At 48.8% G+C, this 5,560-nt stretch carries 2 tRNA genes and 3 rRNA genes; all 5 read left to right on the forward strand.

The features are described 5' to 3' along the window. Positions 1 to 174: 174 nt before the first annotated feature. The 5 genes from I7H67_RS19565 to rrf all read left to right on the forward strand — a co-directional run bounded on the left by I7H67_RS19565 (position 175) and on the right by rrf (position 5,518). A 16S ribosomal RNA gene (locus I7H67_RS19565) occupies positions 175 to 1,712 on the forward strand. Positions 1,713 to 1,771: 59 nt separating this feature from the next. Then, positions 1,772 to 1,848 (forward strand) — tRNA-Ile (locus tag I7H67_RS19570). 55 nt (positions 1,849 to 1,903) lie between these two features. Then, positions 1,904 to 1,979, forward strand: a tRNA-Ala gene (locus I7H67_RS19575). 352 nt (positions 1,980 to 2,331) lie between these two features. After that, positions 2,332 to 5,224: ribosomal RNA gene (locus tag I7H67_RS19580) — 23S ribosomal RNA — on the forward strand. Between the two features lie 179 nt (positions 5,225 to 5,403). Continuing rightward, positions 5,404 to 5,518 (forward strand): 5S ribosomal RNA (gene rrf / locus I7H67_RS19585). Together the 16S, 23S and 5S rRNA genes with 2 tRNA genes alongside form the textbook arrangement of a ribosomal RNA operon. Positions 5,519 to 5,560: the final 42 nt, after the last annotated feature.

The raw sequence follows: 5,560 nt of genomic DNA on the forward strand, positions 1-5,560 counted from the left end.
ATCATTAAGAGAATTGAAGAACAACTTGTGTGGATTTTTACTGATTGATTGATCGAAATATTATCATTGATTGATTGGTTTAAATTACTCGAAGTTTATTTGAGCGAAATTTAAGTCAGAAAATTGATGAGCCAGAATTGGCACCTTGTCTTTAATAAGGTGCAAAATGATTTTTAACTGAAGAGTTTGATCATGGCTCAGATTGAACGCTGGCGGCAGGCTTAACACATGCAAGTCGAGCGGAGAGAGGTAGCTTGCTACTGATCTTAGCGGCGGACGGGTGAGTAATGCTTAGGAATCTGCCTATTAGTGGGGGACAACATTTCGAAAGGAATGCTAATACCGCATACGTCCTACGGGAGAAAGCAGGGGATCTTCGGACCTTGCGCTAATAGATGAGCCTAAGTCGGATTAGCTAGTTGGTGGGGTAAAGGCCTACCAAGGCGACGATCTGTAGCGGGTCTGAGAGGATGATCCGCCACACTGGGACTGAGACACGGCCCAGACTCCTACGGGAGGCAGCAGTGGGGAATATTGGACAATGGGCGGAAGCCTGATCCAGCCATGCCGCGTGTGTGAAGAAGGCCTTATGGTTGTAAAGCACTTTAAGCGAGGAGGAGGCTACTCTAGTTAATACCTAGGGATAGTGGACGTTACTCGCAGAATAAGCACCGGCTAACTCTGTGCCAGCAGCCGCGGTAATACAGAGGGTGCAAGCGTTAATCGGATTTACTGGGCGTAAAGCGCGCGTAGGCGGCTAATTAAGTCAAATGTGAAATCCCCGAGCTTAACTTGGGAATTGCATTCGATACTGGTTAGCTAGAGTGTGGGAGAGGATGGTAGAATTCCAGGTGTAGCGGTGAAATGCGTAGAGATCTGGAGGAATACCGATGGCGAAGGCAGCCATCTGGCCTAACACTGACGCTGAGGTGCGAAAGCATGGGGAGCAAACAGGATTAGATACCCTGGTAGTCCATGCCGTAAACGATGTCTACTAGCCGTTGGGGCCTTTGAGGCTTTAGTGGCGCAGCTAACGCGATAAGTAGACCGCCTGGGGAGTACGGTCGCAAGACTAAAACTCAAATGAATTGACGGGGGCCCGCACAAGCGGTGGAGCATGTGGTTTAATTCGATGCAACGCGAAGAACCTTACCTGGCCTTGACATAGTAAGAACTTTCCAGAGATGGATTGGTGCCTTCGGGAACTTACATACAGGTGCTGCATGGCTGTCGTCAGCTCGTGTCGTGAGATGTTGGGTTAAGTCCCGCAACGAGCGCAACCCTTTTCCTTATTTGCCAGCGAGTAATGTCGGGAACTTTAAGGATACTGCCAGTGACAAACTGGAGGAAGGCGGGGACGACGTCAAGTCATCATGGCCCTTACGGCCAGGGCTACACACGTGCTACAATGGTCGGTACAAAGGGTTGCTACCTAGCGATAGGATGCTAATCTCAAAAAGCCGATCGTAGTCCGGATTGGAGTCTGCAACTCGACTCCATGAAGTCGGAATCGCTAGTAATCGCGGATCAGAATGCCGCGGTGAATACGTTCCCGGGCCTTGTACACACCGCCCGTCACACCATGGGAGTTTGTTGCACCAGAAGTAGCTAGCCTAACTGCAAAGAGGGCGGTTACCACGGTGTGGCCGATGACTGGGGTGAAGTCGTAACAAGGTAGCCGTAGGGGAACCTGCGGCTGGATCACCTCCTTAACGAAAGATTGACGATTGGTAAGAATCCACAACAAGTTGTTCTTCATAGATGTATCTGAGGGTCTGTAGCTCAGTTGGTTAGAGCACACGCTTGATAAGCGTGGGGTCACAAGTTCAAGTCTTGTCAGACCCACCATGACTTTGACTGGTTGAAGTTATAGATAAAAGATACATGACTGATGATGTAAGCTGGGGACTTAGCTTAGTTGGTAGAGCGCCTGCTTTGCACGCAGGAGGTCAGGAGTTCGACTCTCCTAGTCTCCACCAGAACTTAAGAGAAGTTCGGATTACAGAAATTAGTAAATAAAGATTTAGATCTTGGTTTATTAACTTCTGTGATTTAAGTATCACGGTATTAAGCATGACCTGACGAAGGCATGTTTATTCATTAACAGATTGGCAAAATTGAGTCTGAAATAAATTGTTCACTCAAGAGTTTAGATTAAGCAATTAATCTAGATGAATTGAGAACTAGCAAATTAACTGAATCAAGCGTTTTGGTATATGAATTTAGATTGAAGCTGTACAGTGTTTAAATACACAGGCAACAGATAGTAGCGATGAAGAATCGCACGGACAACACTCACTTGTAAGTGTTGACGACTGTTTGGGGTTGTATAGTCAAGTAATTAAGTGCATGTGGTGGATGCCTTGGCAGTCAGAGGCGATGAAAGACGTAATAGCCTGCGATAAGCTCCGGGGAGGCGGCAAATATCCTTTGATCCGGAGATTTCTGAATGGGGGAACCCACCTACTTTAAGGTAGGTATTGCAACATGAATACATAGTGTTGCAAGGCGAACGAGGGGAAGTGAAACATCTCAGTACCCTTAGGAAAAGAAATCAATTGAGATTCCCTTAGTAGCGGCGAGCGAACGGGGATCAGCCCATTAAGTTATGTGTGTTTTAGTGGAACGCTCTGGGAAGTGCGAACGTAGAGGGTGATATTCCCGTACACGAAAGGGCACACATAATGATGACGAGTAGGGCGAGGCACGTGAAACCTTGTCTGAATATGGGGGGACCATCCTCCAAGGCTAAATACTCCTGACTGACCGATAGTGAACCAGTACCGTGAGGGAAAGGCGAAAAGAACCCCTGTGAGGGGAGTGAAATAGATCCTGAAACCGCATGCATACAAGCAGTGGGAGCCGACTTGTTCGGTGACTGCGTACCTTTTGTATAATGGGTCAGCGACTTATATTCAGTAGCGAGGTTAACCGTATAGGGGAGCCGTAGAGAAATCGAGTCTTAATAGGGCGTTTAGTTGCTGGGTATAGACCCGAAACCAGGCGATCTATCCATGAGCAGGTTGAAGGTTGGGTAACACTAACTGGAGGACCGAACCCACTGTCGTTGAAAAGCCAGGGGATGACTTGTGGATAGGGGTGAAAGGCTAATCAAGCCTGGTGATAGCTGGTTCTCCCCGAAAGCTATTTAGGTAGCGCCTCGGACGAATACCATAGGGGGTAGAGCACTGTTTCGGCTAGGGGGTCATCCCGACTTACCAAACCGATGCAAACTCCGAATACCTATGAGTACTATCCGGGAGACAGACTGCGGGTGCTAACGTCCGTAGTCAAGAGGAAAACAATCCAGACCGCCAGCTAAGGCCCCAAAATCATAGTTAAGTGGGAAACGATGTGGGAAGGCATAGACAGCTAGGAGGTTGGCTTAGAAGCAGCCACCCTTTAAAGAAAGCGTAATAGCTCACTAGTCGAGTCGGCCTGCGCGGAAGATGTAACGGGGCTAAAACTATGTGCCGAAGCTGCGGATTTGACTTTTAGTCAAGTGGTAGGGGAGCGTTCTGTAAGCCGATGAAGGTGTATTGAGAAGTATGCTGGAGGTATCAGAAGTGCGAATGCTGACGTGAGTAACGACAAAACGGGTGAAAAACCCGTTCGCCGAAAGACCAAGGGTTCCAGTCCAACGTTAATCGGGGCTGGGTGAGTCGACCCCTAAGGCGAGGCCGAAAGGCGTAGTCGATGGGAAATTGGTTAATATTCCAATACTTCTGTGTAATGCGATGAGAGGACGGAGAAGGTTAAGTCAGCCTGGCGTTGGTTGTCCAGGTGGAAGGAAGTAGGCATGCATCTTAGGCAAATCCGGGGTGCTCTATGCTGAGATCTGATAGCAAGCTGTACTTGTACAGCGAAGTGGCTGATACCATGCTTCCAGGAAAAGTCTCTAAGCTTCAGTTACACAGGAATCGTACCCGAAACCGACACAGGTGGTCAGGTCGAGTAGACCAAGGCGCTTGAGAGAACTCTGCTGAAGGAACTAGGCAAAATGGTACCGTAACTTCGGGAGAAGGTACGCTGCTGACGGTGATGACCCTTGCGGTCTGAGCTATTGGCAGCCACAGAAACCAGGCCGCTGCAACTGTTTATTAAAAACATAGCACTCTGCAAACACGAAAGTGGACGTATAGGGTGTGATGCCTGCCCGGTGCTGGAAGGTTAATTGATGGGGTTAGCGTAAGCGAAGCTCTTGATCGAAGCCCCAGTAAACGGCGGCCGTAACTATAACGGTCCTAAGGTAGCGAAATTCCTTGTCGGGTAAGTTCCGACCTGCACGAATGGCATAATGATGGCGGCGCTGTCTCCAGCAGAGGCTCAGTGAAATCGAAATCGCTGTGAAGATGCAGTGTACCCGCGGCTAGACGGAAAGACCCCGTGAACCTTTACTGCAGCTTGACATTGAACTTTGACCTTACTTGTGTAGGATAGGTGGGAGGCTTTGAAGTTGGAACGCTAGTTCCAATGGAGCCGTCCTTGAAATACCACCCTGGTAATGTTGAGGTTCTAACTCTGCCCCGTAATCCGGGGCGAGGACCATGTCTGGTGGGTAGTTTGACTGGGGCGGTCTCCTCCTAAAGAGTAACGGAGGAGTACGAAGGTGCGCTCAGCGTGGTCGGAAATCACGCGTAGAGTATAAAGGCAAAAGCGCGCTTAACTGCGAGACCCACAAGTCGAGCAGGTACGAAAGTAGGTCTTAGTGATCCGGTGGTTCTGTATGGAAGGGCCATCGCTCAACGGATAAAAGGTACTCTGGGGATAACAGGCTGATACCGCCCAAGAGTTCATATCGACGGCGGTGTTTGGCACCTCGATGTCGGCTCATCTCATCCTGGGGCTGAAGCAGGTCCCAAGGGTATGGCTGTTCGCCATTTAAAGAGGTACGCGAGCTGGGTTTAGAACGTCGTGAGACAGTTCGGTCCCTATCTACCGTGGGCGCTGGAAATTTGAGAGGATCTGCTCCTAGTACGAGAGGACCAGAGTGGACGAACCTCTGGTGTACCGGTTGTGACGCCAGTCGCATCGCCGGGTAGCTATGTTCGGAAGGGATAACCGCTGAAAGCATCTAAGCGGGAAGCCTACCTCAAGATAAGATTTCCCTAGGACTTTATGTCCTCTAAAGAGCCGTTCGAGACTAGGACGTTGATAGGTTGGATGTGGAAGCATAGTGATATGTGAAGCTGACCAATACTAATTGCTCGTGAGGCTTGACTATACAACACCCAAGCAGTTGTATATAAAGCATCAATCGATTCATTAATATGCAAAGCAACTTGATTTAGTTATATGCTTAGCTAAAATGAACAAATAAAGTAAGATTCAATCAGCCCATCTGTAAAGATTTGGAAAACGCATCGGCACATTAAGACCAATGCAAGTATCCATACCAGTTGTGCTGGCGACCATAGCAAGAGTGAACCACCTGATCCCTTCCCGAACTCAGAAGTGAAACCTCTTAGCGCTGATGGTAGTGTGGGGTTTCCCATGTGAGAGTAAGTCATCGCCAGCTCATTATTCTAAACACCCCGGTCTCGAAAGAAACCGGGGTGTT

The organism is Acinetobacter sp. ACIN00229, assembly GCF_016106645.1.
Classification (GTDB): Bacteria; Pseudomonadota; Gammaproteobacteria; order Pseudomonadales; family Moraxellaceae; genus Acinetobacter; species Acinetobacter oleivorans.